General features: G+C 72.9%; 20 protein-coding genes and 1 pseudogene. 6 read left to right on the top strand and 15 right to left on the bottom strand.

Annotated elements, in window-relative coordinates; all coding sequences use genetic code 11:
• Nucleotides 1-268 precede the first annotated feature (268 nt).
• Both ACIQWR_RS24135 and ACIQWR_RS24130 read left to right on the top strand, forming a co-directional pair.
• Nucleotides 269-2398 (top strand): glucose PTS transporter subunit IIA, encoded by a 2130-nt coding sequence (locus ACIQWR_RS24135; protein WP_404013038.1) that lies wholly within the window; start codon nt 269-271, stop codon nt 2396-2398.
• Between the two features lie 349 nt (nt 2399-2747).
• On the top strand, nt 2748-3605 hold the full coding sequence (locus ACIQWR_RS24130) for a PRD domain-containing protein (protein WP_404013035.1): 858 nt from the start codon (nt 2748-2750) through the stop codon (nt 3603-3605).
• A gap of 55 nt (nt 3606-3660) precedes the next feature.
• Here the strand turns inward: ACIQWR_RS24130 and ACIQWR_RS24125 are convergent, their stop codons facing one another.
• The 4 genes from ACIQWR_RS24125 to ACIQWR_RS24110 all read right to left on the bottom strand — a co-directional run bounded on the left by ACIQWR_RS24125 (nt 3661) and on the right by ACIQWR_RS24110 (nt 9285).
• Complete coding sequence (locus ACIQWR_RS24125; protein WP_404013032.1) at nt 3661-4257, bottom strand: flavoprotein; 597 nt, start codon at nt 4255-4257, stop codon at nt 3661-3663.
• A 56-nt stretch (nt 4258-4313) separates the two neighbouring features.
• Entirely contained in the window at nt 4314-5663 is a 1350-nt protein-coding gene (locus ACIQWR_RS24120; RefSeq protein WP_404013029.1) for a lanthionine synthetase C family protein, read from the bottom strand.
• The gene (locus tag ACIQWR_RS24115; RefSeq protein ID WP_404013027.1) at nt 5660-8995 is read right to left on the bottom strand and encodes a lantibiotic dehydratase; all 3336 of its coding nucleotides are present in this window, start codon (nt 8993-8995) and stop codon (nt 5660-5662) included. The genes ACIQWR_RS24120 and ACIQWR_RS24115 overlap by 4 nt, the downstream gene beginning before the upstream one ends.
• Nucleotides 8996-9105: 110 nt before the next feature.
• Nucleotides 9106-9285 carry an FDLD family class I lanthipeptide gene (locus tag ACIQWR_RS24110; RefSeq protein ID WP_404013024.1) on the bottom strand — a complete coding sequence of 60 codons (180 nt, stop codon included), beginning with the start codon at nt 9283-9285 and terminating at the stop codon, nt 9106-9108.
• 189 nt (nt 9286-9474) lie between these two features.
• Here ACIQWR_RS24110 and ACIQWR_RS24105 point away from each other — a divergent pair, with 189 nt between their 5' ends.
• A complete protein-coding gene (locus ACIQWR_RS24105; RefSeq protein ID WP_404013021.1) occupies nt 9475-10308 on the top strand; it encodes a PIG-L family deacetylase in 834 nt (277 codons plus the stop codon).
• A gap of 60 nt (nt 10309-10368) precedes the next feature.
• Here the strand turns inward: ACIQWR_RS24105 and ACIQWR_RS24100 are convergent, their stop codons facing one another.
• The 3 genes from ACIQWR_RS24100 to ACIQWR_RS24090 form a co-directional block, all read right to left on the bottom strand.
• Nucleotides 10369-11280, bottom strand: coding sequence for a carbohydrate-binding protein (locus tag ACIQWR_RS24100; protein ID WP_404013018.1), 912 nt, complete (start codon nt 11278-11280; stop codon nt 10369-10371).
• A gap of 150 nt (nt 11281-11430) precedes the next feature.
• A complete protein-coding gene (locus ACIQWR_RS24095; protein ID WP_404013015.1) occupies nt 11431-12375 on the bottom strand; it encodes an AraC family transcriptional regulator in 945 nt (314 codons plus the stop codon).
• 132 nt (nt 12376-12507) lie between these two features.
• Entirely contained in the window at nt 12508-13152 is a 645-nt protein-coding gene (locus ACIQWR_RS24090) for a dihydrofolate reductase family protein (RefSeq protein WP_404013012.1), read from the bottom strand.
• A 257-nt stretch (nt 13153-13409) separates the two neighbouring features.
• Between ACIQWR_RS24090 and ACIQWR_RS24085 the strand changes: the two genes are divergently transcribed.
• A complete protein-coding gene (locus ACIQWR_RS24085) occupies nt 13410-14165 on the top strand; it encodes an alpha/beta hydrolase (protein WP_404013009.1) in 756 nt (251 codons plus the stop codon).
• Nucleotides 14166-14486: 321 nt separating this feature from the next.
• Here the strand turns inward: ACIQWR_RS24085 and ACIQWR_RS24080 are convergent, their stop codons facing one another.
• The 6 genes and pseudogenes from ACIQWR_RS24080 to ACIQWR_RS24055 all read right to left on the bottom strand — a co-directional run bounded on the left by ACIQWR_RS24080 (nt 14487) and on the right by ACIQWR_RS24055 (nt 20890).
• Complete coding sequence (locus ACIQWR_RS24080; protein WP_404013006.1) at nt 14487-15266, bottom strand: SDR family oxidoreductase; 780 nt, start codon at nt 15264-15266, stop codon at nt 14487-14489.
• A 91-nt stretch (nt 15267-15357) separates the two neighbouring features.
• Nucleotides 15358-16728, bottom strand: a complete 1371-nt coding sequence (locus ACIQWR_RS24075; protein ID WP_404013003.1) for an erythromycin esterase family protein — start codon at nt 16726-16728, stop codon at nt 15358-15360.
• 133 nt (nt 16729-16861) lie between these two features.
• Nucleotides 16862-17350: pseudogene (locus ACIQWR_RS24070) on the bottom strand (hypothetical protein); the annotation flags it as partial.
• A gap of 75 nt (nt 17351-17425) precedes the next feature.
• Nucleotides 17426-18430, bottom strand: coding sequence for a 3-oxoacyl-ACP synthase III family protein (locus tag ACIQWR_RS24065; protein WP_404013000.1), 1005 nt, complete (start codon nt 18428-18430; stop codon nt 17426-17428).
• Nucleotides 18427-18690 carry an acyl carrier protein gene (locus ACIQWR_RS24060; protein WP_404012998.1) on the bottom strand — a complete coding sequence of 88 codons (264 nt, stop codon included), beginning with the start codon at nt 18688-18690 and terminating at the stop codon, nt 18427-18429. Before ACIQWR_RS24060 ends, ACIQWR_RS24065 begins: the two co-directional genes overlap by 4 nt.
• A 349-nt stretch (nt 18691-19039) precedes the next feature.
• On the bottom strand, nt 19040-20890 hold the full coding sequence (locus ACIQWR_RS24055; RefSeq protein ID WP_404012995.1) for a ThiF family adenylyltransferase: 1851 nt from the start codon (nt 20888-20890) through the stop codon (nt 19040-19042).
• A gap of 216 nt (nt 20891-21106) precedes the next feature.
• On the opposite strand from ACIQWR_RS24055, the gene ACIQWR_RS24050 reads away from it, so the two are divergent.
• The gene (locus tag ACIQWR_RS24050) at nt 21107-22096 is read left to right on the top strand and encodes a helix-turn-helix domain-containing protein (protein WP_404012992.1); all 990 of its coding nucleotides are present in this window, start codon (nt 21107-21109) and stop codon (nt 22094-22096) included.
• 122 nt (nt 22097-22218) lie between these two features.
• Here ACIQWR_RS24050 and ACIQWR_RS24045 read toward each other — a convergent pair whose 3' ends face one another.
• Both ACIQWR_RS24045 and ACIQWR_RS24040 read right to left on the bottom strand, forming a co-directional pair.
• Nucleotides 22219-22581 (bottom strand): hypothetical protein, encoded by a 363-nt coding sequence (locus tag ACIQWR_RS24045; protein WP_404012989.1) that lies wholly within the window; start codon nt 22579-22581, stop codon nt 22219-22221.
• A 190-nt stretch (nt 22582-22771) separates the two neighbouring features.
• Nucleotides 22772-23566 carry an MBL fold metallo-hydrolase gene (locus ACIQWR_RS24040; protein WP_404012986.1) on the bottom strand — a complete coding sequence of 265 codons (795 nt, stop codon included), beginning with the start codon at nt 23564-23566 and terminating at the stop codon, nt 22772-22774.
• A gap of 81 nt (nt 23567-23647) precedes the next feature.
• Between ACIQWR_RS24040 and ACIQWR_RS24035 the strand changes: the two genes are divergently transcribed.
• Nucleotides 23648-24256, top strand: coding sequence for an ABATE domain-containing protein (locus ACIQWR_RS24035; protein WP_404012983.1), 609 nt, complete (start codon nt 23648-23650; stop codon nt 24254-24256).
• Nucleotides 24257-24457: the final 201 nt, after the last annotated feature.

Raw genomic sequence — 24457 nt, 5'->3', positions numbered from 1 at the left:
CGTTCTGTCATTCGCCCCGAGGAACCGCTGGTCACCGCGGTCGGTGTTAAGGTTCCGTTAGATCGATCTCGATCACAGGGTTGTTACTCCCCGAGCGCGTCACCGTCATCGCCCAGCGCGATGCCACGGCGGTGGTCCGTTCGCTGGGAGGCAAGGCCTGGGTAGCGCCTTTGGCGCGACCCGGGCCTTTTTTGTTGCCCTGACCCGGGTGGGAGAGATCGCGGACCGATGGCAGGACGGCGAGAGCCCAGAGATGCAAGGACGCATCATGAACACACCCACAGCAGGGCCCGGTGAGCTGGCGGAGAGGATCCTTCGCGGCATCGGCGGGGCCGGGAACGTCGAGAGCCTCACGCACTGCGCGACCCGGCTCCGTTTCCAGCTCCACGACGGGTCGAAGGTCGACAAGGCCGCTCTCGACGCCCTCGACGGGGTGATGGGCACGGTGGCGCAGTCCGGTGACCGCTTCCAGATCGTGATCGGCGGGGCCGTCGCGAACGTCTACTCGAAGCTCATGAACCTGCCGTCCATGAGCGGTGGCGGCACTCCCCGCCCGCAGTCCGACGCGGACGTCAAGGCCGCCGTCCGGTCCAAGGGCCGTGGCCGCTACGCCTGGGTCGACAACTTCTTCGAGTACCTCTCCGACTCGTTCCGCCCGCTGATGGGCGTGCTCCTGGGCTCCTCGCTGATCATCGCGATCGCCTCCGTCCTCGACGCCCTGGGCCTGGTGGACTTCCGGGCCGCGGACAAGTCCGCCAGCTGGGTCTTCGTCGACGCGATGTGGCGTTCGGTGCTGTACTTCCTGCCGATCATGGTCGCCTACAACGCGGCGAAGAAGCTGAAGATCGACCCCTGGGTGGGCGCCGCGGTCATGGCCGCGGTGATGACCCCGAACTTCACCGGCATGCTGAACGAGAAGTCCGGGATCCCCGGCATCAGCTGCACCACCAACGCGACGCTCGGTACGCAGGAGTGCGTCGCGCGGGTCTTCGGACTGCCGATGCAGCTGAACGACTACGGCGGCCAGGTCTTCGTGCCGCTGCTGATGGTCGCCGTCCTCGCCCTCGTCTACAAGGGTCTGCAGCGCCTCTTCCCCGAAGCGGTGCACCTGGTCTTCGTACCGTTCTTCAGCATGCTGATCATGATCCCGGTGACCGCCTTCCTCATCGGCCCCCTGGGCATCTGGGCCGGCAACGGTCTCGGCTCGGGCCTGTCCTGGCTGAACGGCAACGCCCCGATCGTCTTCGCGATCATCATTCCGCTGCTCTACCCGTTCCTGGTGCCGCTGGGCCTGCACTGGCCGCTGAACGCGCTCATGCTGCAGAACATCAACACCATCGGCTTCGACTTCATCCAGGGCCCGATGGGCGCATGGAACTTCGCCTGCTTCGGCGCGACCGCCGGTGTGCTGCTGCTCTCGCTGCGCCACCGTGAGAAGGAGATGCGCCAGACCGCGACCGGCGCACTGGCCGCGGGCCTGTTCGGCGGCATCTCCGAGCCCTCGCTGTACGGCATCCACCTGCGCTTCAAGCGGATCTACCCGCGCATGCTCATCGGTTGCCTCGTCGGCGGTGTGATCGTGGGCGTCCTGGGCGGCGTGGACACCAAGGCCTTCGCCTTCACCTCCCTGCTGACCATCCCGGTCTTCTCCCCGATGGCCACCTACGCCATCGCGATCACGGCCTCCTTCTTCGTCTCTATGGCCCTCGTGTACTTCTCCGACTTCCGCACCCCGCAGGAGCGCGCCGCGGCCAACGCCGAGCGCGACGTCGCCGAGGCCGCCGAGGCCGCCGCGCGGGGTGGCGCCGAAGCGGCGGACGACCGCGAGCTCGTCACCGTCGGCGCGGCCTCCGTCGGTGCCACCTCCGTCGCGGCTGCCGCGACCCCCGCGGCCCCCGCGACCGCGGGCGGCGCCGGCACCTCCGCGGGCTCCCCCGCGGGCAAGGGCGTCGAACTCGCGGCGCCGGTCGCGGGTCGCGTGGTCGGCCTCGACGAGGTCGGGGACCCGGTCTTCGCCTCCCGCGCGCTCGGCGAAGGCGTGGGCATCGAGCCGACCGACGGCCGGATCGTCGCCCCGGTCGACGGTGAGCTGGTCACGGTCGTGAAGACCGGCCACGCCTTCGGCATCCGTACCGCGGACGGCATCGAAGTGCTCGTCCACGTCGGCATCGACACGGTGCAGATGAACGGGGAGGGCTTCGACGTGCGCGTCGAGTCCGGCCAGCAGGTGTCCGCCGGCGACCTCCTCGTCGAGGTCGACCTCGACGCGGTGCGCGCCGCCGAGCACCCGACCGTCACGCTGATGACGGTCACCAACACCGCGGAGCTCGCCTCGGTCGAACCGCACACCGGCAAGGACGTCGCCGCCGGCGCCCCCGTGGTGACCGTACGGCGCTGATCCACTAGTGCTGTGGCCGGAAAGGTTTGCCGGGTCGCGGTGTCCGGTGCGGTGCATCGCAAGACGGAGGACCTCGACTCGTACTGGACGTACCGTCGTGGTCCGACAACGCAGGGGGCACCTCCCAGCGGTAGCTGGGGGAGAGGTGCCGTGCCGGGCGCCGCGACACGGTGAACCTTTCCGGTCACAGCACTCGCTCCGCTCCCGCCCGATCCGCTCCCGCCCGGCCCGCACGGGGCCGGGCGGAGCCGGGTACGGCCGGGTACGACCGGGCCGGATGGGGCGGAGCCGTCGGACAGTGCGAGATCATGGGCAGACATCGGACTCGGGACAGGAAGGCGAGCAGGCGGTGAAGGCGCTGCGTGTCCTCAACAACAACGTGGTCCTGGCACGCGACGAGCAGGGCCAGGAGGTCATCCTCACCGGGCGCGGCATCGGCTTCAACTGCCGCCAGGGCCAGATCGTCGACCCCGCGCTGATCGTGCGCGTCTTCGTGCCGGCCGACGGCCGTGACCCGGACCATCTGGCCGAGGTCCTCACGCTGATCGGCGAGGAGGTCCTGCGGGCCGTCGTGATCGCCCTCAGCGAGGTCGGCATCGAGGGACGCGAGTCCACCCGCCCCACCCTCGCGATCGCCGTCGCCGACCACGTCGCCGGCGCGCTGGACCGGGCCGCACGGGGCATCGTCGTCGAGTACCCGCTGCAGGCCGAGGCCCAGACCCTGTACGCCGCCGAGTACGCCCAGGCGCGGCGCCTGCTGGCGGCCATCAACGAGCGCGTGGACCCGCAGCTGGCCCCCTCCGAGGCGACCGCGCTCACGTTGCACCTGGTCAACGCCGGCTTCGCCTCGGGCGACCTGTCCTTCACGTACACGATGACCGGGGTCATCCAGCAGATGCTCGCCGTCGTACGGGAGCGGTACGGGCTGGAGGTCCCCCAGGAGTCCATGAGCGCGGCGCGGTTCATCACCCACGTGCGCTACCTCTTCGTCCGCGTCCAGCAGCACCGGCAGCTGAAGGGGCACGAGTCCACGATCGGCAAGGGCATCCGCCAGCACTACCCGGAGGCGACCCACACCGCGCAGCAGCTGGCGACGATCGTCGAGCTGCGCCTGGGGCAGCAGCTGAGCGAGGACGAGGTGTCCTACCTCGCGCTCCACGTGGCCCGCATGACCGCGGAGACCGACACCGACACCGACACCGCCTGACGCGCGGTGTGGCCCGCCGGGACCGGGGCCGTTCCCTCGCGTGCGGCGGCGCGCGTCAGGCCTCCCGGACCTCGGCGAACGCCTTCGCCGCGCACTCCAGCGCGGACCCCAGCTCGCTCCCCCACCCGTCGGTGCTCCTGCCCTCGTGCACGGAGGTGCCCGCGCCGGGGGGCACCACGTGGAAGCCGTCCTCCGCCAGGGTGCGCAGGTTCCGTCGGACCGCGGGGCGGCGCAGCGCGGTGGCCGGGATCGACGGGCCGATGACCACGGGGGCCAGGGTGTTCATGACCATGGTCAGCGCGAGGTCGTCGGCGATGCCCGCCGCGCACTTCCCGATGAAGTTGACGGTGGCCGGCAGCACCAGGACCAGGTCGGCCCACTCCGCCAGCTCCTGGTGCGGCACCCGGCCCTGCTCGGTGTCCCACGCGGGGCCGCTGACCGGCGCCTGGGCCGCGGCCGCCAGGGCCCGCCGGGAGACCAGGAGATCGGCGGACGCCGTCAGGCAGACCCGTACCGACCAGCCGCAGGTCACCCTCAGCCACATCACCCAGGTCGGCATCTTCACCACGTCGAAGGCGCCCGTGCCCACCATCAGGACCTGCCCCCGGGGCAGCGGGACGAGGTCGCGTGCCGTGGCGGTGCCAGAACTCATGGTGGGTCTCCTCGGAGGGGCGGCGCGGGGTGAGGTGCGGGCGGTCGGGGTGTGCGTCAGGACAGGAGCAGCACCCGGTCCCAGTGCGGGCCCTCCTCGGCTCCCCCGGGCAGCATCGACAGGAGGGTCGCCGCGACCCCGGCCGCCCCTTCCAGGAGCCCGCCGTTGTCCACGGCCCGCAGCGGCTGCGCACGGTCCCAGCCCCGGTCGGACCGTACGGGTGACAGGTGACGGAATCCGAAGGGTGCCTCCGGCCGCGCCAGGGCGGCCAGCTCCTCGGCCAGCGGTGCGGTCCGATCGAGCAGTTCCCGGTCCCCGGTGAGCCGGCCCAGCCGCCACAGGCCCTGGAGGAACCCGGCCCGGCCGTGGCACAGCGTGGGGCCCTTGAGGTGGTGCTCGGTGTCGGGACGGCGCAGCAGCGCGCGGGCGGCGTCGAGGGCGAGCCGCTGCCAGCCCCTCTCTCCGGTGAGCCGGGCGGCCCCGGCGAGCGCGTTCGCGATGCCCACCGCTCCGTAGCACCATGCCCCGCCCGAGGCGGCGGCGGCGTGGGCGGAGGGGGGCGTACTGCCGCCCGCACTCCGCACGACTTCGTCCTCGAAGGCCAGCCGCGGCTCCCAGTAGGGACCGGCCGCATCGCGGTCGGCCCGGTCCGCGAGCCAGCGGCCCATCCGCTGGACGGCGTCGAGGTGCCCGTCCACCGTGACCCCGGCTTCGGCGCAGCGGACGAGCAGCGCCAGCGGGCCCGCGATGCCGTGGGCGAGACCGAGGTTGAAGTCCCCGCGGGGGAACAGCTCCTGGTCCGCGGGGGTGGCCTGGAGCGGGCCGGGCACCCACCAGCCGGGGACCGGGTGGCCGTCGACCGTCACCGGCCGGGACAGGGCGGCGAGTCGGGTGAGGGTGGCCCGCAGGGCCGGTTCGGCCGCGGCCCGCTCCTGGGGATCCCCCTCGGCCACCGCGCCGAGCAGCAGCCGCCCGGTGCCGGCGGCGCCGGAGATCACGTCGTACGTCGACCAGTCCACCCCGGTGCGGGACGGCGGGGCGGCGATCCCGGCCAGCTGCCGCGTCGCCAGGTGCTCGGTCAACTGGTGGCGCAGCCGCGGGTAGTGCCCGCCGCGTCGTGCACAGGCCTGCGCGGCCGCCAGTACCGCGGCGGGCCCGTGGTAGAGCCCCGCCGAAGCCGTCCCGTTCAGGGCCCGCGCGGCTACCGAGAGCTGGGCGTGGGCGGCCGGGAGCCGGCCCGGATCGCGACCGGCGAGCTCCGCGAGGAACAGCGCCGCGCCGGCGTTGCCTTCGAGCGACACCGGGTCGCCGCGCTCGCCGCGATGCCGGACGAGTGCCTCGGGGTCGGCGAGTGCGTCCGCCACCCGTGCGACGGCCGACTCGATCAGGGTGGTGGCCGTGGTCACCGCTGGTGCCTCCTTCGGTCGGCGTTGCCCGTCAGGCAGGAGCGGGCGGCGGCGTAGGCCCGCCGTTCGGCGTCCCGGTCGGGGCCGAGCAGGCGGTTGCAGGTCATGTGCAGGAGGCCGGCGAGCACGCGGGGCAGCGGCGACCAGCTCTCGCCGGCGTCGGCGAGGGCGTCGAGGACCTCCCGGTACGCGCGCAGCCGGGCGGCCTGGTCGTTCAGCGCGGCGAGCACCTCCCGCCCGGCCGGGTCTCCCCCGAGCACGGGCCACCCGCCGACCGGGTCGACCAGGCGCAGCCACTGCGCCCGGTCGACCCGGAACCCCTGCGGGAGGTCGTGGCCCGCCGTGTCGGCGGCGAGCCAGGCGGCCCCCGGCTCCTGGGGCCCGTACCGTTCCCGCGCGGACGGGCCGCCGGCGGCGCGAGTGGGACCGGGAGCGGGAAGGGGCGCGGGGTCGGGCGGCGGGCCGAAGGCCTGGGCGATCGAGGCCATCGACATCGCGGCGAGGGTCTCCGGTGCCCACCGGAGCCCACCGGCCGCCTGGCCGCGGGCCGCGCGCGGCAGGGCCAGGGCCACGCGGCTGTCGGCGGCGAAGAAGCGTTCGGCGGCCTCCTGGGCCCGCGGTCCGCCGTAACGCTCCCACTCGGGCTCGTAGGCGTCGAGGACGCACCGCCCGATCAGGCCCGCGGCGGTCCACTCCCGGACCGCCGCGCGCAGGGCGGGCAACAATCGCTCCCACAGCGGTCCGGCGGGGCCGTGGAAACGCAGCCGGAGGTGGTCCTCCTGGTCCCGGTAGCGGATGAAGAACCACCGGTCGACGAGCTCCCGGCACTCGGCCGGCAGGCCGGCCAGGAACGGGGTGAGCCGTTCGAGGAGGAAGGCGGGGACGTGCCGTTCGGGGAGGTAGAGCTTGGCGTAGAGCCATTCGCCGCCCACCTCCGACGACCGCGTTCCCGCGGTCCGCGCCGGATCGGCGGTGCGCGCCGGACCCGCGGGCCGTGCCGCGCGCGGCGCCACCGGTTCGTCGGCGCCCGTGAAGGCCAGCGCCAGTTCGGCCGGCCGGGACGCGCCGTCCGGGTCGCGGAGCCAGCCGCCGGTGCGTTCCCCGCCTCCGGGGACCTCCGTGGCGAGGAGGTCGCCGTCCTTGGCCAGCGCGTCCCGGAGCACCTCCAGGTGCCAGGCGTCGGACAGGTCGAGGCGCAGCCGGTGGTCGAGCCGGCTCAGTACGATCCGCTGCGGGACGCCCCACTGCTCGCGCCACCGGGCCACCGCGGCGGACCACGCGGCCGGTCCGTGGGCCGTGTGCTCCGCCAGTTCGTCGAGGCGCCAGGTCGCGGCGAAGAGGATCGTGCGGCCGTAGCGGACGCGCGGCATGAAGGGAGCGGTCCTGACCGGGCCCCAGTCCCAGGGGGTGCACATCCGGGTGCCGTCCCGGCCGAGTTCCAGCAGGAACCGGGCGGCGTTGGGCGCCTGGCCGCGCAGGTCGAGGGCGTGCGAGGTGTGCGGGAGCAACCTCAGACCGGTGGGCAGGTGGACCGGGTAGAGGTGGTCGGCGTTCCCGGCGACACCGATCTCGTCGAGCCGTACGGCGTGCGCGCTCGGATCCGGCGGCAGCCCGACGGCCACCTGGCGTCCGGCGGTGCGCGGGCTGTTCGCGATGTTGAGCGCCCGTGCGGTGCGCGGTTGGAACGCGACGGTGAGGTGTGCGGCGCCGGGTACGTCCCGGTGCACGGCGGCGGCCAGTTCCTCGGTGATGCCGCCGGTGAGCCCCGCGAACCGTCCGAACGTCGCCCCGGCCTCGGCGGGCGCGGGGCCCGGCCCGGCGACGAGCAGGAAGTCCCCGCGGTCGAGCGCCTCTTCGGAGTCCGCGACCAGCGTGCAGAACATCTCGCAGGACCTCGGCAGCCGTGCGGGATCCGGCTCGCCGCGCACGAGCCGCGCCACGAGCTCGTCGTCCAGGACCACTTCGGGGGCCGCCCCGTCGCCGGCTCCCTCACGGGCCCGCTCACGGGCACCGGCCCGGACCGCCGCCGCGGCCAGTCGGCCGAGCAGCAGGTCGCGGGCGCGCTCCGGCGCGGTGTGCGCCTCCTCGGTGCGCGAGGAGGCGGGCCACTCGTAGCCCGCGGGCGCACCCAATCCGACCGTGTCGTCGAGCAGTTCGAGGACCGGGACGACCCGGTCGGTGCCGTAGCGCTCGATGAAGTCGCGGTGGTACGAGCGGAGCGCCGGCATTCCGGGGCCCGGCGGCGACAGGCGCCACAGGACGTCCACCGCGCGGGCGGCCTCGTCGGCCACGGGCTGCGGCAGCCGCACGTCGGCGCCCAGGGCCAGGTCCACGTGGACGAGCCGGTCGTCCTCCCGCGCCCCTCCGAGCCCGCGCAGTGCGGCTTCGAGGTCGGCGAGCGCAGCGCGGCGCCCGCCGGGCGCGGCCGCGTCGACCCGGTCCCGGGCCGCGGCCGCCTCCCGGAGCCCGGTCAGAACCGGGAGCGGTGCGCCGGCCGACTCCTGGGCGCCGGCGAGCACCCCGATGAGGTGGGTCAGCGGATCGCCGCCGTCGAGCACCGGCCGCAGGCCCGTGACGAGGAATTCCTGCCGGACCAGTGTGGTGAGGAGTCCGGCGACGGCGCCGGCCCGGGCCGTGGGGAAGCGTCGTTCGAGCGAGGTGATCGCCTCGCCCGCGCGGATGCCGTCCGGGGACGAGGCCAGTTCGAGGGCGGCGGTGACCACGGGAGTGACCCGCACGGACACCTCGCTGCGGGCGGCGTCGCCCGCGCCGGTGCCGGGGTTGGAGGGCGTGGCCATCACGAGCCGGCCGCCGCGCGGGAACACCCCGGTGTGTGCGTGCACGGTGAGGTGCGGCAAGAGAGCGCCGTCCAGTTCCAGTTGGCGGATCAGTCGGGAGAGCCAGTCCAGATCCACCCGGGTGCGACTGGAAGCGGGCTCCGGCCAGGACACTTTCGCCGAGGTGCCGATGCGCACGGGGGCGACCCCGGCGAACAGCCCGAAGGGGGTGCAGCGGGAGCGCATCCTGGCCTCGTAACGGACCACGGACAGCGCGGCCTTGCGCAGTTGGCCGTCGGTGCGCGGAGCCAGTCCCCCGGGCTCGGTGCTCGACTCGACGAGCCGTGCCAGCGAGGCGCTGGCGACGTACAGGGCCTCCATGAACGGAGCGTCGCCCGCCGCCGTGCGCAGGAGCCGCTCGCAGGCCGAGCGGCTGTCGGGCGCGCCGTCGGGGGACGTACGGACGGAACCTTCGAGGGCGCCGCGTGCCGGTGCCCGCAGCAGGGCGACGGGTGCGGCGCGGAAGTACGGGCGGTGCGCGGCCTTCGGCGGCATCGGGAGCGGTCCCCTGACGTTGGCGGCGGATCGGACGAGCGGGTGCGGGAGGAAGCGACATGAGGGGACGGGCGAGGGGGCCGGCGGCCCGGGGCCGCCGGCCGCCTACCTCAGCACCAACACATGCTCTGGAGGCAGGAGCTGCAGCTGATGCTGGTGAAGCCGGCCTCGGGTCGCGTCGTGTCGACCTCGATCCGCACGTCGATGTCGAAGAGGTCGTCGGCCAGGTCGGTCAGGTCGGTCAGCGGCGCGGCGAGCTCGGCATCGAGTTCGGGGGCGAGCGTGGGCATCTGGTTCTCCTCTGTGGGGAGCGGTGTGCGTCCGACCGCCAATCTGGCAGCCGCTTCTAGAAGGAGTCTCGAACCCCGCTTACCGGGCCGGGTCGGCCGACACCCCTCACCCACCCCGCGTGTGCGTCCCTCGACCGGGTTGAGCCACCATGTTCGGAACACGACGTATTTCCGCAGGAGGACTTCCCCATGACTGACCGGCCCTTGACCCTCATGGCAGTGCACGCCCATCCCGATGACGAGGCCACCGGAACGGGAGGGGTCCTCGCGCGGTACGCGGCGGAAGGCATCCGCACGGTCCTGGTGACGTGTACCGACGGCGGTTGCGGCGACGGGATCGACGGGGCCAAGCCCGGTGATGCCCAGCACGATCCGGCCGCCGTCGCCGCGCTGCGCCGCAAGGAACTCGAAGCGAGCTGCGAAGTCCTGAAGATCAGCGACCTGGAGACGCTGGACTACGCCGACTCCGGGATGATGGGGTGGTCGAGCAACGACGCCCCCGGTTCCTTCTGGCAGACGCCGGTGGAGCAGGGCGCCGCCCGGCTCGCCGACCTCATGCGGCACTACCGGCCCGACGTGGTCGTCACCTACGACGAGAACGGCTTCTACGGACACCCCGACCACATCCAGGCCCACCGCATCACGATGGCCGCGCTGGAGCTCACCGACCTGAGCCCGAAGGTCTACTGGACGACGATGCCCCGCTCGGGGATGCAGCGGTTCGGCGAGATCATGCGCGAGCTCCACGGGGACAGGCCGGCGCCGGACCCGGCCGAGACCGCCGCGCTGGCCGAGATCGGCCTCGCCGACGACGAGATCACCACCTGGGTGGACACCACCGCGTACAGCGGCCAGAAGTTCGACGCCCTGGCCGCGCACGCCAGCCAGGGCGAGAACATCTTCTTCCTCAGGATGGGCAAGGAGAGGTTCGCCGAATTGATGGGCGTCGAGACCTTCCTGCGCGTTCAGGACACCACCGGCACCCCCGTGCCCGAGACCGACCTCTTCGCCGGCTTGCGCTGATCGCTCGGGGCTGATCGCTCGGAGCGGGCCGATCGGCGGCGGCCCGCCCGGGCAGGCCGGTCAGTCGCGGCGCCACAGGGCCGGGACGTTCGGCGGCTCCCAACCGGACACGGCGGTGTGCGCCTGGATGCAGGTGTACGCCGCCGAGCCGTAGGTGACCCGGTCGCCGGCCCGGTAGGTGGTTCCCGGTGCCCAGGTGCCGGAGGGCGGGGTGCTCGGGCCGGGCGGGGTCGCGGTGGGCGTGGGCGAGGGCGAGGGCGAGGGAGTCTGCGCGACGTCCAGGACGAAGTCGAAGGTGCCCTCCTTGCCCGGTCCGGCCTGGCGCACGTTCATCAGCAGCCGGGCGTCGAAGATCGAGTCCGTGGAGTTGCGCGGCTCCCCCGGGAAGTACAGCTGGGTGGTCAACACCGGCCGCCCCGGGGCCTGGACCTTGACGTGGATGTGCCGGGTGCGCCCCGGGTACAGCCCCGGCACGATGGTGGCCAACCGGAACCCGCCCTGGGCGTCGCTGAACTGGTGCCCGCGGAAGCCGAATCCGGTGTTGTCGTAGGCGCCGTTCACATCGGCCTGCCAGAAGTCCAGCAGGACGCCCTCGATCGGCCGGCAGGCCCGGCCGAAGACGTAGCCGCTGACGGTGAGCCGGGTGCCCGGGGTGGAGGCGGTGACCAGGGAGGTGCGCAGCGGGGAGTTCGGCTTGAAGTAGGGGCCTTCGGTCTGGGGCACGGTGGGGTGGTCGCCGTCGTCGCAGGTCGGGGTCAGTTCGAGTGCGGCGCCCGCTCCTGCCTGGTCGCGGGCCAGGGCCACGCCGCCACCTATGAGCAGCGGGGTGGTGGCGAGGGCGGCGGCCTTGAGGAAGTTCTTGCGGCTCAGCCGGCTCGGTCGGCTCGGGCTGCCGGCGGGGGCGGGGACGGGTGCGTCCGGTGATGCGGACCGGGACGGATCGGCGGTGTCCTGTTCTCCGGGGCTGGGCATGGGTCGGCTCCTTCACACGCGTGGGGCGGGAGGACGGGCGGGGGAACGACGGGCGGTGGTACGACGGGTGCGGGGCCGGACGCCGGGCTGCGGTGGGGCGCTGCCCGGGGCGGGGGACACGCACCCGGTCGGCACCCGGCCCCGTCGGCGTCAACCTACGGTTCCCGTCGCGGCGGCAGCGATGGACGGGATCCGGGGATCGTGGTGAATTCCTCCGCCCGTCGGCCCGGACCCCCGGTCGAAGGCCGCCCGGTAGTCCCCGGGGCTCAGGCCGGTCTCCCGCCGGAAGAACCGGCAGAAGTACGCGGGGTCGGCGAAGCCCGTGTCCCGGGCCACCTGCCTGACCGTGAGGTCGGTACGGGCGAGCAGCCGCTTGGCCTCCAGCGTCTGCCGGCGGCGGATCAACCGGCCCGGTGTCTGGCCGGTGGCGGCCTTGACCAGCGCGTGCAGATGGCCGGCCGAGACTCCCAGCTCCTTCGCGCAGGAAGCCACGGAGGACTCCGCCCCGCCCTGGGCGGCGATCAGGCGGGTGAAGGCGGCGGCGAGTTCGACGGCCCGGCCGGCTGCCGCGGGCCCCCGCTCCCGGCCCGGCTCGCAGTTGCGCAGGGCCCGGACGATCAGGATGTGGAGGTAGGCGCGCAGCACCCCGGCGTACCCCTCGCGCAGGGCCCGGTACTCGCGTTCCATCTCCGCGAGCAGGTCCGCGATCCCGTCCTGGCGGTCGCGCAGGCGCAGCCAGGGCCGGTCGGCCAGCTGGTCCAGCGCGGTGGCGTCGTCGGGGTGGGAGAGGAGGAAGTCCTCGTTGAACAGCATGACGCGGCCGGTGAGTCCGTCGGCGGCCTCCCAGTGGTGGACCTGCCCGGGCGTGATCACGCACAGGTGCGGCGGCTCCAACGGCCGGTGGACGAGGTCGAGGACGTGTGCGCCGGTGCCGCCGGTGACGTGCACGATCTCGTAGAACGCGTGCCGGTGGGGGAAGTTCGCGCGGGAGAGCGGCCCGATGGAGTCGAACGATCCGATGGCGAAGGGCAGGAGGTGCGGGAGCGGGACCTCCAGCCGGTGCAGCGGCAGCTCGCCGGTCCGGGGCGTGCTCACGAGGTGGTCCGTAACGGATTCATCGGGCCAGTCTGCGACGGGCCCGATGAATTGGTCCAGACCACAGACCGGCCATCGCCTTCGGCCCGGCCCCACCCGATACGGCCGGACCCCCCGTCCGAACGGAACCGGCTACTTGCGCCAGAACAGGTGGTGGCTCACCCCGCTCGGGCTGGGAACCACTTCGAGGTGGAAGCGGTCGAGCAGCTCGTCGGGGGACTCCCACAGCCGTACGCCGGTCCCGAGTTCACACGGGGAGACCACCACGTGCAGGGTGTCGACGAGGTCGGCGTCCAGGAACTGGCGGATGGTGCTCGCGCCGCCACCGAGCCGTACGTCCTTGCCCCGCGCGGCCTCCCGAGCCCGTTCCAGGACGGCGGCGGGGGCGCCGTCGACGAAGTGGAACGTGGTGTCGGACAGGGTCAGAGAGGGGCGCGCGTGGTGGGTCATCACGAACACGGGGGTGTGGAAGGGCGGCTCCTGACCCCACCAGCCCTGCCAGTCGTGGTCGAGCCAGGGCCCGCGCTGGGGGCCGAACTTGTTGCGGCCCATGATCTCCGCACCGATGTCGCGGGCGTAGTCCCGCGTGAAGTAGTCGTCCAGACCCCTGCTGCCCCCGGGATCGGTGCGCATGGGCCAGCTCGCCGTGGCACCGGCCCAGGCGAACAACCGCCCGGGGTCGACGTGCCCGAACGGCCGCTCCAGGGTCTGGTCCTCCCCCGCACCGATCCCGTCCCGGGAGACGTTGAAGTTCTGGACCCTCAGCAACTGCGCCATGCGTTCCTCCTGTGTCGTCACCACAGGTAAGACCGTCCGGACCGGAAAAACTCATCGCCACGCCACCTCCATCGCCGTCCCGAGAAAATGGGTTGGCGCGCGCGGCGGGCGCTGTTATGTTTCCGGTGACCGTGCCGATGGACGAGGAGGTGGTACCCGTGGAACCAGTAACGACATGGGTGCTCCCTCGCGGGGTCATGGTCGGGCGATAGGTCGTCCGGGAGCGCCGTTCACGCGCATTCCCGAAAGGCACGACCATGCGATTCACTTCTGAACAGCTCCTCGACGACGGCGTTCTCGAACGCGAGTTCACCCTCGGCGACATCCCCGGCATCCTCTGGACTCCCTCCCCCACGCCCGCACCCTCGCCCGCCTCCGCACCGGCGCCGCTGATCCTGATCGGCCACCCCCCGCTCGGACTGCGCAGGATGTACCCCCGGCTGGTGGGCCGGGCCCGGCACTACGCGACGGAGTACGGCTTCGCCGCGGCCACCATCGAGCTCCCCGGCAGCGGTGACCGGCCCCGTTGGGACGTCGCCGAGCAGGCGCGGGCCGACCTGCGGCGGGCCATGGCGGCCGGCGAGCCGGTCGGGGGCGAGATCATCGACGCCCTCATCCTCCCGCTGGTCGAGAAGTCGGTGCCGGAATGGCAGGCCGCCCTGGACGCGCTCCTGCTGCTTCCCGAGATCGGCGGTCCGGTCGGGTACGAGGGGGGAGTCATCTCCATCGGCGTCCGGCTCGCGGCCGTCGAGCCGCGCATCGTGGCCGCCGGATTCTTCGCCGGGAGCCTGATTCCCGCCAGCATGTTCGAGGAGGCCCGGCGGGTCACCATTCCGCTGCACGTGCTGCTCCAGTGGGACGACGAGGGCAACGACCGCCAGGCGGCCCTGGACCTCTTCGACGCCTTCGGCTCCCAGGAGAAGACGCTGCACGCCAACATGGGCGGGCACACCGGCGTCCCGCAGTTCGAGCTCGACCCCGGGGCCCGTTTCTTCGCCCGGCACCTGCGCTAGGGCGTGTTTCGAAAGTGGCGCCGGGCGCCCGAAGGGCGCGGCTCGCGGCGTCTGGTGCCGTGCATCGCAAGGCGGAGGATCGCCCGCCTACTGGACGTAATCGGGCGTTCCGACAACGCCGCGAGGTGCGGTACCAGGCGTCGCGAGCCAGGCGGGACTTTCGAAACACGCCCTAGCGCCGTGACCGGCGCCGGCCACGGAGTGGTCCGGCCGCCGGGTCAGTAGGCCCCGCCCCGGCCCGGGCGGTACGGCGGCACTCCGCGCCGTACCGCCCGGCCGGGGCGACACCTCGAACCCGCCGCCGAGGCCGTCCCCTTCGGATCACCCCGGCGTGATCGGGCCGAGGTAGGTGCCGCCCGACACGTCGATGGTCTGGCCGGTCACCCAGCGACCCTGCGGGCCCGCCAGGAAGCCCACCACGTCGGCGATGTCCTCCGGCTCCCCGATCCGCCCCAGCGCGGTGATCGCTTCGAGGCCCGCGACCGCCTCGGGAACCGCGGCGTACGCGGCGACCATGTCGGTCAGCACCACACCGGGCTCGACCGTGTTCACCGTGATCCCGCGCCGGCCCAACTCGTTGGCGAGCGAGGGGGCGAGGGCGGCCAGCGCCGCCTTCGTGACGGTGTAACCGATCTGGAGGGGGTTCGCGATGCGGGTGGCCGCCGAGCCCATGTTGATGATCCGCCCGCCGTCCCGCAGCAGCGGCAGCGCCTTCTGGACCACGAAGAGCGGCGTGCTCACATTGACCGCCAGGAGCCGCTCGAACTCCTCCTCGCCGAGCTGCCCGATCGATCGGGCCGAGTGCATGCCCGCGTTGTTCACCAGGATGTCCAGGCCGTCCGCGCCGTGCTCCGCCAGGCCGACGGCGAGGCCCTCGAACAGCCGGTCCACCGCACCGCGCTCACCGAAGCGGGCCCGTACCGCGAAGGCGCGGCCACCGGCCTCGGCGATCCCCGCCACGGTCTGCGCCGCAGCCGCCTCGTTGCCGCCGTAGTGGACCGCGACCAGCGCCCCCTCGGCGGCCAGCCGTAACGCGACCGCACGGCCGATTCCCCGCGAACCACCCGTCACCAGTGCGGTGTTGCCGTCCAACGCGCCCATGCTCGACTACCTCCCGTGGTGCCCCGGTCGGATCCGGGGCGGTCCACCCTATGCGGCCGTGGTGTGGTGCAGCGCGGCTCGGCGCGGCGCTCTAGAGGCTGGTGGCCGCGTGGACCCGGTCGAGGTGGATGAGGACGTCGTACGTCCCGGTGAGGGCGAGGGTGGGGAGCAGGTCCTTCGTGAAGGACGAGCCGGCCTCGTAGGTGGGGCGGGGCGTGCCGAGCCAACTGCGGCCCGCGGCGGACAGGGTGCGCAGGTCGAGGTAGTAGTCGCGGTAGCGCACCCTGCCGAGGGTGTACTCCTGCATGTCGGGAGTGGCCGCGGGGACGGTGACCTCGCGCCAGGGGCTGCCGAGGGTGGTCGCGGTGAGGAACGAGCCGCGCCCGAAGGTGAAGCCGGCGGCGACGTAGTCCCGGCCGAGGGCCCCGCGCAGGAAGGCGCCCTGGGTCGTGGGGTACATCACCGGGTCGCTGGCCAGGTAGCCCACGTGGCCGTTGTGCGCCGAGAGCAGCATCTTGTCGCCGGTGCGGCGGTGCCACCAGGCGGTGTTGTCGGCCATGACCCGGTCGCGGAAGTGCTGCGCGGCGGAGACGGATGCCGGGTCGGACAGGTCGAGCGAGGCGAACGCGAAGGTCTGGGCGATGCTCCGGGCGTGCTGCTCGGCCCAGGCGTAGGCGTCGCCCCCGGCCCCCTTGCCCGCGGTGACCAGGTCGAACGCCTGCTGGGCGGTGGTGGCGTCGAGGCGCCGTTCGGCAACGGGCTTGCGGAGGTACGCGAAGACGTCGTCCAGGGGGCGCAGGCCCGCGTACAGCGCCTCCAGGCGCGCGACGTCCTGCGGGCGGTTCGCGCGGACGTACGAGACGACCCGGTCGAAGACGGCGTCGCCGAGCCGCGGAGCCCCGATGTCGTTGCCCATGAAGCGGACCTTGCGGCCGGGGTGGCGGTCGTTGTACCGCCGCATCCAGGCGATGAGGTCGACGAACTCCTCGCGCTCCCAAGGAGATCCGGTCAGCGCCTCCTCGGCCGTCCGCCGGGCGTCACCGGGGCCGCCCTGGACGTACTCGTCGATCCGCAGACCGGCCGTCCAGCTCATCTCCAGGGCGAAGGTGGTGAAGCCCTTCTCCTCGACCAGGTGGCTGAAGACGCGTTGCTTCATGGCGAAGAACTCGTGCGATCCGTGGGTCGCTTCGCCCAGTCCGACCACCTTGGCACCGCCGATCATGGCGTCCAGCGCCCGCAGGTCGATGGTGTTGCCGCCGGGCTCCGTCGAGCGCAGGGGATGCGCGGCGTGCTCCAGCGCGCGCAGCGCCGCCGCCTGTTGGTCCCTCGCGCCCGCGGGGGCCGGCGGGCCGGGCGTGGAGGTGGCGGCCGAGGCCGTGGATGCCAGGAGGGCCGTGGCGGCGACCCCGGCCGTCACGGCGAGCAGCCTCCGTCGGCCGATCGCCTCGTGGTACGTGGTCATGCTGAACTCCTCGGCTCGTTCCCGTTCCCCGGAGGGGTGAAACGATCATGACTCGGGCCCGGTGCGGACCACGCTGGTGGCTTCCTCCGGGTTTGCCCGGGGGCTATCCCCCGGGCCCGGGCCGGCCCGGCGGCTAGAACAGGCCGGTTCGCACGTGGTGCGTGAGGTCGTCGAGGATCTCGCGCAGCCACGGGCTGCGGACCGCCGGCCATCCGACCAGGGTGTGCTGGAAGGTCCCCCGGTCGGCGCGGAACAGGCGGTGGGCACGCGGCGGGGGCGGGTCGTCACGGAGCACCCCGTCGGGCATGGTTCCCGAGGGGCGGCGAAGGTGTGGCGCGGGGAAGGCCATCCACATCCATATCCCGAACGGCAGGGGCACCGGGTGCGCCGATGCGTTCGGTCCGGCCGGGCTCCAGGGTTCCCCCGTCTGCGGGTGGGTCGGTACGAGGACCATGTCGGCGTCCGGGCCGGGTGCGAGCAGTCCCGGGCCGGCCAGGACGGCCCGTCGCGCCGCCCGGTCCGCGGGCAGCAGGGCATCGAGGGCGCGCTGGAACACGTCCGCGATCAGGCCGGGCGGGACCGTCACGGAGCGGCCACCGGAGGCAGCCAGCAGGTGGGCCAGGAGCTGGATGCCGGTTGGGCTCAGAGGGCCTGGCCCCGGCTCCAACAGGTCCGGAATCCGGCCGTGTCGGGCGGGCTACAGCCAGCGCTGTACCGTTCCGGCCCAGGTCATTCCCGCGCCGACCGCGGCGTGGAGGACGGTGCTCTCCGGCTTGAGACGGCCCTCGGCCCGCGCCACGTGCAGGGCCATGGGGATCGAAGCCGCGCCCGTGTTGCCGAACGTGTCCGCCGTGACGACGAGTTGCGCGGGCGAGATGTCCAGCCCCCGGCTCAGGGTGCGCAGCATGCGGGGGTTGGCCTGGTGCGGAACGACCAGGTCGATCTGGGCCAGGGGCAGGCCGGACAACTGGACGAGCGACTCGACGATCCGCGGGAAGACGTCGTGGAAATAGGCCGCGACCGCCTTTCCGTTCATGTGCAGGTAGTGACCGCCTTCGGAGACGGTGTGCTCGCTGGTCGGCTCCGCGCTGCCGCCCGCGCGGATGCCGACGATGTCCGCCAAGGAGCCGTCGGTTCCCTGCGTGCTGCACAGGATGCCGCTTCCCGCGGCTGCCGGGCCGACGACCACCGCACCGGCCCCGTCGGCGAACAGCACGCCGGTGGACCGGTCGGCGGGGTTCTGGAACTTGGAGAACGCCTCGGCTCCGATGACCAGGGCGCGCCCCTCGGGACAGGACGCGGCGAGGATGTCGCGGGCCATCTTCAGGGCGTAGAGGAAACCGGCGCACGCGCCGCCGACGTCCGTGGCCCAGGCCCGGTCCGCGCCGAGGCGGTGTTGCACCCGGCAGGCCGTGGCGACGGCGAGTTGGTCCGGCGTGCTCGTGGCGACGAGGATGACGTCGATGTCCCGTGGGGACAGCTGGGCATCGGCGAGGGCCTGCTCGGCGGCCGCGACGGCGAGGTCGGACGTGGCCTGCGCCGGTTCCGCGTACCGGCGCTGCGTGACGCCGGTCATGCGCTCGATCCATTCGGGGTCCACCCCGTATTGGTCGGCGATGTCCGCGTTGCTGACGCGGCGTCGCGGGATGTGGACGCCCAGTCCGTGGATCCCCCACGCGGCGGGAGGTTCCTGCCCGCTCACGTGAGGATCCCCTGGGCGACCGCCTCCGCCACGACCTGCGCGCAGCGCGCCACGGTCATCTCCTGCTCGGCCAGCAGCGCGTCGTCGACGGGGGTGCGGAACTGCTCCTCGGCCCGGACCGCGATCTCCACGACCTGGAGCGAGTCGAGGTCGAGGTCCTCGACCAGTCGGCTCTCCGGGGCGATCTCGTCGGCGGGGCGATCGGCGACGGCCGCGACGATGGCCGTGATCCGGTGCAGGGTGTCGGAATGCGTCGTCATGTTGGCATTTCCCGTGTTCGGGGACCGGGGAGGACGGTCGTGGGGTGATGGGGAGGGAGGTGACTCGGCGGAGCTCGGGGAAAGGTTTCCTCGCAGGCGTGGCGGGCCGGGGGGTTCCTCCGGCCCTGCGCACCGTGCGGTCATGGTGGTGACCGGCCCCGTTCCGGACGGGGGCACGTGCGCGCCACGGCCCGCCGATCACGAGCTCGCGCGTCCTCACAGTAGCGATGCGGAAGCATTGACTCCGGCCCGTCACCCGGGGGGCACGCGATCGAATTGATCTTCGTATCGTGCGCCCCACGAGTGCGCTCCTCACGCCCCTCGCGCCCCCCGAACAGCCCACGTCAGGTCACGCGACGGTGCTCCGGTCGCCCGCGGTGAGGACCTCCAGGTCCGTATAGAAGCGTCCCGAGGGCCGGGGCTGGCCCAGCAGGATGCGGCGCGCGGCATCGGCGGTGAGGGCGCCGCCCAGTGCGACGCCCGAGGCGAGCTGCGGCCAACTGCTGAGGGTGACGCCGATCTGGTCGATGGAGGCGGTCAGTTCGGGGCTGATGCGCTCCCGGTCGACCATGGCGAGGATGACGTCGACCATCTCCTCGGGGGTGAGGTCCGCCAGGTCCTCGGAGGTCGTCCCGCCGAGCAGGCCGTGCAGGAGGGGCCGGTCGGGCTCCAGGTCGAACCGTTCGACGTCGAGGAGCCCCCGGTCGTTCGCGTCCATGACGACGGGGACGCCCAGTGACCGGGCGCGCTCACGGGCGGCGATCTTCACGTACGGGGTGTCGCACTCCTCGACGAGGAGATCGATCGGACCCGCGCCGCCGGTGAAGAACTCCTCCATGGTGTCGTCCGTCAGGCCTCCCTGGAAGACCTCGACGTCCAGCCAGGGATCGATCTCCAGCATCTGACGGGCCGCGAGCACGCACTTGTTGAGACCCAGGTGGTGCACGCCCGCGCGCAAGCGGTTGAGGTTCGAGACGCTGAGCGAGTCGAAGTCGGCCAGCTTGAACGATCCGCCGATGCCCTCCATCGCGAAGGTCAGGGCGGCGCTGCTGCCGACCGAGAGACCGATGACGCCCACCCGGCGTCCCAGCAGCCGGCGCTGCTGGGCGCGATCGATCCGTCCGCGGTTGCGGTCCGTACGGACGAGGCGGAACTCCTCCCTGGGCAGCAGGTGCACCAGCCGACCCGACCACGGGTACCAGACCCAGGTGCCGTACTCCTGGGGAGCGACCCCGGCCAGCTGTTCCGTCACGGCCCGCTCCACCGACTCCGGCGAGGACCGCAGCCGGGGCTCGCGGCTGGTCACCAGTTCCGCGAGCTGGTCCTCGACCGTGTCCAGCACCTCGCGGACCGCGCCGGAATCGAGCAGGGCCTGCATGCCGAGCCGGTCCCCCTCGCGCCCCAGCTCGAAGAGGACCGGCTGCCAGCACGCGTCCGCGGGCGCGTCACCGCTCACGCCCGGGGCAGCGGGCAGGCGGATGGGGTCCCGCCTCGGCCCGTCGGCCCGGGCGCGGTGGGCCCGCGGGCCGTCGGGAGTCCCGGCGGCGCCGAGCCCCGCGCGCCGTGCGGGGACCACCGAGGCCGGGAAGATCCCTTCCAGTTGCTCCACGAGCCAGGTGAACTCGTCCGCCGAGACCCCCGGGCGGTACAGCATGATCTGCACGTCCTCGGTGTACCGCGCGACGTAACGGCGCGTCCCGGGGACCGGGCGGAAGCCGAACCGCTCGTGGAAACGATCCTGCCCGTCGGCGGTACCGGAGGTCCCGATCATCGCCTTCGCACCCAGGTGGCGCGCGGCCCCGATGGCGAAGGCGTTGAGATGGACCCCCAACCCGAGCTTGCGCGCCTGGTGCTCCACGACCAGGCGGCTGTGCTCAAACGTTTCCGCGATACCGAGGCCGTACTCCCGCAGCACGTCCTCGTAGCGCTCGGCGCCCAGGTACGCCCGCGTCTGGAAGAGGTCGCCCGTCTCGGGCGTGGAGAGCCTCACGTACCCCAGCGGCGGGCCGTCGGCGTCCCGCCTCCCGATGAAGTGCCAGGCACCGAAGTCCAGCGCCTGGTCATCGGCGTAGCCACCGTCGGAGGTGCGGAAATCGGGCCGGCGGCCGCGGTCGAAGAGGATCCTCGCCCGCAGCTCGCGGATCCGCCCGATCAGCTCGGCCCCGTCCGGGTCCCCGGTCCCGACGCGGAACGCGGACACGTGCCAGGGCACGCTCCCGGTAGGAGGAACGTTCTTCATCATCGGCAACCCACTTCGGCTAGCGCACATGGCTCGTTTGTGCTCCGGGGGCGCGCGCCCCGCGCACCCGAGATCACAACGAGCGCCCCGATGATCGGTTGCACGCCCGGCGTGCGTCAGCAGCGGTTCATTGGCTGCATCCTGGTCTTGTCAAAGAGATCCAACAGGGAGCGCCGGATGTGGTCAGTGGTGTCAACGGGCGAGGTTCCGGCGGGAGATCGGTTCGACTGGTACTCCGACGTCGTGTCGAGCGAGGTGATGCCCGCCACCCTCAGTTGTGAGCGGCCCGCAGACTTCCAGGGGGAGGCAGCGGTGCTCGACCTGGGCGACATCCGCGCGTCGAAGTTCTCCCTGGCGCCCCTGCGTTCGCGGCGCACGGCCGCGATGATCCGGCGCGGTGACCCGGAGGAGTACCAGCTGGCCCTCCTGCGCAAGGGAGCCACCTCGCTGTCGCAGCACCGGAGCGAGTGCACCATCGGAGCCGGTGACCTCATGCTCTGGGACACCTCCCGGCCGTCCGACAACCAGATGCCGACCGGGGGCGGTCAGGTCCAGGCGACGATCCTGATGCTGCCCCGGAAGGTCCTGCCGCTGCGCACCCAGAGCCTGGACCAGGTGCTGGCCCGGCGCATACCGGGCGATCGGGGCCTGGCAGCGATCCTGGCGTCCTTCATGACCTCGCTCGAAGACCACGGAGCCGAATGCGCTCCGGCGGAACTGCGTCGCCTCAGTACGGTCGCCGTCGACCTCGTGGCGGCGTGCCTGGCCCAACAGCTGGACACCGAGGACCGGTTGCCCGCCGAAGTGCGCACGCAGGCGCTGGTGCAGCGGATCCACGCCTTCATCGAACACAACCTCGGCGACCCGGAGCTCGACCCTGCGGCGATCGCCGCCCACCACCACGTCTCCGTGCGCACGCTCCACCAGCTCTTCCACGGCCAGGAGGAGAGCGTCTACGCCCGCATACGCCGTCGCCGACTCGAACGGTGCCGCGCCGACCTCGCCGACCCGGGACTGCGCACCCGGCACGTCAGCGCCATCGCCGCCCGCTGGGGCTTCAGCGGACCGGTGGTGTTCAGCCGCTCCTTCCGCGAGGCGTACGGCATCAGCCCGACCGAGTTCCGCGCGCTGAGCATGAACGTCGTGCGCGCCGAGCATTCGGCCTGACGTGCGCTCCGGCTCCTCCCCGCCCGTCCGGTACGGGGACGGGACGGGGAGGAGCCGACCGAGGAACCGGCCGAAGAACCGGCCGAGGACCCGGCGGGCCGCTTCCGGTCGGCGCGGGCGGCTCAGCCGTCCACGTGGAGGTGCCGGAGCGGGTAGAACTTGCCCGTCAGGGACTGGTTCTTGCCGAAGACCTGCACCTGCACGTCGCCCGGGGTGGGCTCGTAGCTGAACCAGCCCGTGTGGTTGCCGGTGTTCACCCAGTTGGCCTCGGTGTTGAAGGCGGGCCGTACGTCGAGGTCGCCGGCCCCCTCGAAGCAGCGGCTGAAGCCCATGAACTTGGTGAACTTCACCTGGTCGCCGCCAGCGGTGCACGGGACCTCGACGAGCGCCTTCTGCGCACTGGCGTCGGCCGGAGCGGCGAACGCCAGTGCGGAGGCGGCGAGTACGGCCGCCGCGGCGGCCCTGGTAACGAACGGAATGCGCATGTGAACGTCCTTGCAGTGAAGGGAACAGGACGCTTCATGTTCCGGAACGCGCCTGCGCCGGCGCTCCGCGCTGGCCGCTAGGTGCCAGCGCTCGGGAGGAACGGCACCAAGGTGACACACGGCGCATACGCTCGCCCGCTCGTCCCGTGCGGCCCCTGGGACCGCGGCCCGAGCGCCGTCCGTACGCGCATCAGGCCTGCCGGCCCCAGTCCGCGTCCAGTCGGCCGGTCAACCCCGCGGCGGCGAAGGCGGCTTCGAGGTCGGCGCGACCCTCGGTGAAGTGCGCCCAGCTGTCGCAGTGCACGGGTACGACGCGGCGGGCACCCAGGATCCGCGCGGCCTCGGCCGCCTGCGCGCTGTCCAGGACGAGCGGCGCGCCGTCGAACAGGACGGGGAAGCGCGGGGCTCCCGCGAAGAGGACGGCGGTGTCCACCGGGCCGAAGCGCTCCGCTATCTCCTCGACCGCCCGGAGCGAGGCGTTGTCCCCGCTGACGTAGACGGTGGGCAGGTCGTCGCCGGTCAGGACGAAGCCCACGACCTGACCGGTGATCGGTTCGACCTCCTCGCGCGTCCCGGGTCCGTGTACGGCGGGCACGCCCGTGACGGTCACCGTGCCGCCGTCGGGGCGCTTCAGCTCGATGGATTCCCAGTCGGCCAGCCCCTTGGCCCGGCCACCGAGGCGCTGCCCGCCGCCGGGGGTGGTGAGGGTGAGGGGCACCTCGGCGAGCAGGGTCCGGCCGGACGTGTCGAGGTTGTCGGGGTGCTCGTCGTGCGAGAGCAGCACGACGTCGACGGGGCCCAGGTCCGCGGGCTCCGCCTTCGCGGGGGCGGTCTTGGTCAGGGTCGCGCCGCGTCCCGGGTAGTCGCCGGGGCCGTCGAAGGTCGGGTCGGTGAGGAAGCGCAGGCCGCCGTACTCGAAGAGGGCGGTCGGGCCGCCTAGCACGCGCACGGGGAACTGCTCGACCGGTACCGGGAACGAGGACATGGAGATAACACCTCACGGATAGATACGAGTGAACCGTGAGATGACCGTACCGGCTTCTCACGGATAACCACAAGCCGTACCATGAGAAAGGTGAAGGAGTCCTTGATGGAAGAAGCCGTCCCCCCGCCCGCCCGAGGCGAGGAGGAGCACCTTTCCCTGGCCCTCGTCAACAGCGCCCTCGCGCTGCCCGGAGGGCACACGCTCGATCTCCTGTCGACCCCCGCCCGGGCGAACCACTGGCTGGCGGAACGTGACCTCGCGCCGCTCGACGCGGGCATGCGGGAGATGTGCGCGGCCCAGCTGCGGTCGATGCGCGAGCAGGTCCGGTCGCTGTTCGCCGCCCGCGCCGCGGGACTGCCCGCCCTGCCCGCCGCCGTTGCCGCCGTCAACGACGCCATGACCCGCGTACCCACCGCCCCGCTCCTGAAGTGGGACGACGAGAGCGGCCCCCACCGGGTCACCCCCCACCCCACCAGCGCGATCGTCGACCACGCCCTGGCGGCGCTCGCCGCCGACGCGGCCGATCTCCTCACGTCCCCGGACTCCGAACGCCTCACGGCGTGCGGCTCCAGCCCCTGCAGCCGCTACCTGCTCCGGCACGGTCGCCGCCACTGGTGCTCGACGCGCTGCGGCGACCGCGCCCGCGCCGCCCGTGCGTACGCCCGCCGCACCCAGGGCCCCGACGCCTGAGCGGGGGGCAGGGGAGGCGGCACCGGTCGCCGGCCGACGGCTCAGGGCTGCGGGCTGCGGGTCGCCACCGACCGGTCGCCGGTCGTCGCGCGACGGGGCGTTTGATCATGGCACCGCCCGCCCTGTCACTCCGGATCGTTCCGGGTGCGCGGCGCAGCACGCGCATGCGTGACTGGGCGCCGAAGGTGCTCGGCCGTCCGG

The sequence above is a fragment of the Streptomyces sp. NPDC098789 genome (assembly GCF_044759975.1).
GTDB lineage: Bacteria > Actinomycetota > Actinomycetes > Streptomycetales > Streptomycetaceae > Streptomyces.
The sequence above is the reverse complement of the archived record's forward strand: the minus strand, read 5'-3'. Positions and strand labels throughout refer to the sequence as shown.

Coding starts and splice junctions, on each gene's coding strand:
- ACIQWR_RS24135 (WP_404013038.1), top strand. CDS start 269: ATGAACACACCCACAGCAGGGCCCGGTGAGCTGGCGGAGAGGATCCTT.
- ACIQWR_RS24125 (WP_404013032.1), bottom strand. CDS start 4,257: ATGAGTTCTGGCACCGCCACGGCACGCGACCTCGTCCCGCTGCCCCGG.
- ACIQWR_RS24115 (WP_404013027.1), bottom strand. CDS start 8,995: ATGCCGCCGAAGGCCGCGCACCGCCCGTACTTCCGCGCCGCACCCGTC.
- ACIQWR_RS24110 (WP_404013024.1), bottom strand. CDS start 9,285: ATGCCCACGCTCGCCCCCGAACTCGATGCCGAGCTCGCCGCGCCGCTG.
- ACIQWR_RS24105 (WP_404013021.1), top strand. CDS start 9,475: ATGACTGACCGGCCCTTGACCCTCATGGCAGTGCACGCCCATCCCGAT.
- ACIQWR_RS24100 (WP_404013018.1), bottom strand. CDS start 11,280: ATGCCCAGCCCCGGAGAACAGGACACCGCCGATCCGTCCCGGTCCGCA.
- ACIQWR_RS24090 (WP_404013012.1), bottom strand. CDS start 13,152: ATGGCGCAGTTGCTGAGGGTCCAGAACTTCAACGTCTCCCGGGACGGG.
- ACIQWR_RS24085 (WP_404013009.1), top strand. CDS start 13,410: ATGCGATTCACTTCTGAACAGCTCCTCGACGACGGCGTTCTCGAACGC.
- ACIQWR_RS24080 (WP_404013006.1), bottom strand. CDS start 15,266: ATGGGCGCGTTGGACGGCAACACCGCACTGGTGACGGGTGGTTCGCGG.
- ACIQWR_RS24075 (WP_404013003.1), bottom strand. CDS start 16,728: ATGACCACGTACCACGAGGCGATCGGCCGACGGAGGCTGCTCGCCGTG.
- ACIQWR_RS24060 (WP_404012998.1), bottom strand. CDS start 18,690: ATGACGACGCATTCCGACACCCTGCACCGGATCACGGCCATCGTCGCG.
- ACIQWR_RS24050 (WP_404012992.1), top strand. CDS start 21,107: ATGTGGTCAGTGGTGTCAACGGGCGAGGTTCCGGCGGGAGATCGGTTC.
- ACIQWR_RS24045 (WP_404012989.1), bottom strand. CDS start 22,581: ATGCGCATTCCGTTCGTTACCAGGGCCGCCGCGGCGGCCGTACTCGCC.
- ACIQWR_RS24040 (WP_404012986.1), bottom strand. CDS start 23,566: ATGTCCTCGTTCCCGGTACCGGTCGAGCAGTTCCCCGTGCGCGTGCTA.
- ACIQWR_RS24035 (WP_404012983.1), top strand. CDS start 23,648: ATGAGAAAGGTGAAGGAGTCCTTGATGGAAGAAGCCGTCCCCCCGCCC.